The sequence below is a fragment of the Nocardia sp. NPDC003979 genome (assembly GCF_053605015.1).
In genome coordinates this window covers 1-1,264 of record NZ_JBSGIJ010000052.1, presented here as the reverse complement: position 1 = coordinate 1,264, position 1,264 = coordinate 1, and the positions used below count along the sequence as shown (strand labels likewise).

The 1,264-nt window shown below is 66.0% G+C and carries 1 protein-coding gene; it reads right to left on the bottom strand.

Annotated features, from left to right (window positions below; genetic code table 11):
* Positions 1-1,255 (bottom strand): site-specific integrase (locus tag ACWEVR_RS33985; RefSeq protein WP_452445633.1); only part of this gene is annotated, 1,255 nt, incomplete at its 3' end.
* Positions 1,256-1,264 lie beyond the last annotated feature (9 nt).

The following is a 1,264-nucleotide window of genomic DNA, read 5'->3' as shown; positions in this document are numbered from 1 at the left end:
GGTTGAGTACATCGGCGGCGGCCTTGTGTGGGCGTCCGCGTGCCATGTAGTGGCGTTGGGTCATCGCGGGGTCGACGTGGCCGAGGACATCGGCAGTGACACGGGCCGACAGGCCGGCGTCGTCGAGGATGGTGGCCACGGCGTGGCGGAAACTGTGTGGGGTGATGTCCTCGGCGAACCCCAGGGCTTCACGGACACGCTGCCAGCCGTGTCCGACGTTTTGCGGGTCACGCAATGTCCCCACGGCCGAGGGGAACACCAGATCCAGGACCTCGATTCCGGGGTCCGGAGGAGAAGCCGGTCGCCGGTTCGCCACCGCGGCTTTGCGGCGTTTGAGCATTTCCACCGCGAACTCGGGCAGTGCGATGGTGCCGGTCCGGTTCTTCGGGTCATCTTTCCTGGTCACACGGACCAGTCCTTTGCCCGCGACGCGGACGAGTTTTCCGGTGGGACGCAGGGTCGCTGCGTCGAGGTCGATGTCGGTCCACAACAGTGCGAGCATCTGGGAGCGGCGCAGGCCGGTGGCGGCGTAGAGGGTGATTATGTCGGCGAGGTCGGCGCTTTCGCAGTAGGCGGCGACGGTGGGTGGGGTGTATGCCTTGACGGGTGTGCCGCGTTCTCGTTCGGCTTTGGCGAGTTGTCGCGGGCACAGGATCTGGGAGGTCCGGACGGCGGAGAGGATGTAGCGCAGTTCGTCGGTGGTGAGGTCGCCGGCGCCGCCGGTGCGGCCCTTGGCTTCGATGTTTTTCGGCATCTGGACTTCGCGGACGGGGTTGATCTCGAGGGGGCTGGTGCGGACTGCGTAGCGGAACATGCCCGAGAGCACGATGCGCCCGGTGCGCATGTTCGAAGGCCCCCTGGCTTTTCCGACGTCGGTGAGGAAGGTTTCGACCGCGGAAGTGGTGACTTCGAACAGGCGCCGGTCACCGAAGGCGGTGTTGAACATTTTGGCGACTTCGTCGTAGCGGGCGATGGTGGATTCGGTGCGGTCTTGTGCGATGAGGCTTGCCCGGTACCGGACCCACAGGTCGCGCACGGTCATGGATGTGGACAGTTCGCCGCTGAGGCCGACGGTGATGACGGCAGCAGCGGCCATGACGGCGTCGAGTGCTCGTTGGCCGGTGCGGTCGGGGATCGGGCGGTTGCGGGAGTCGAGTTTGGTAGGGGAGACACGGATGAGGTCGCGTCGTTTTCCGGAGGAGTCACGGACCCGGACACGCGCTTTCCAGTACCCGGGAGCGAGTTCGGTGAGCATCGGTTTGCC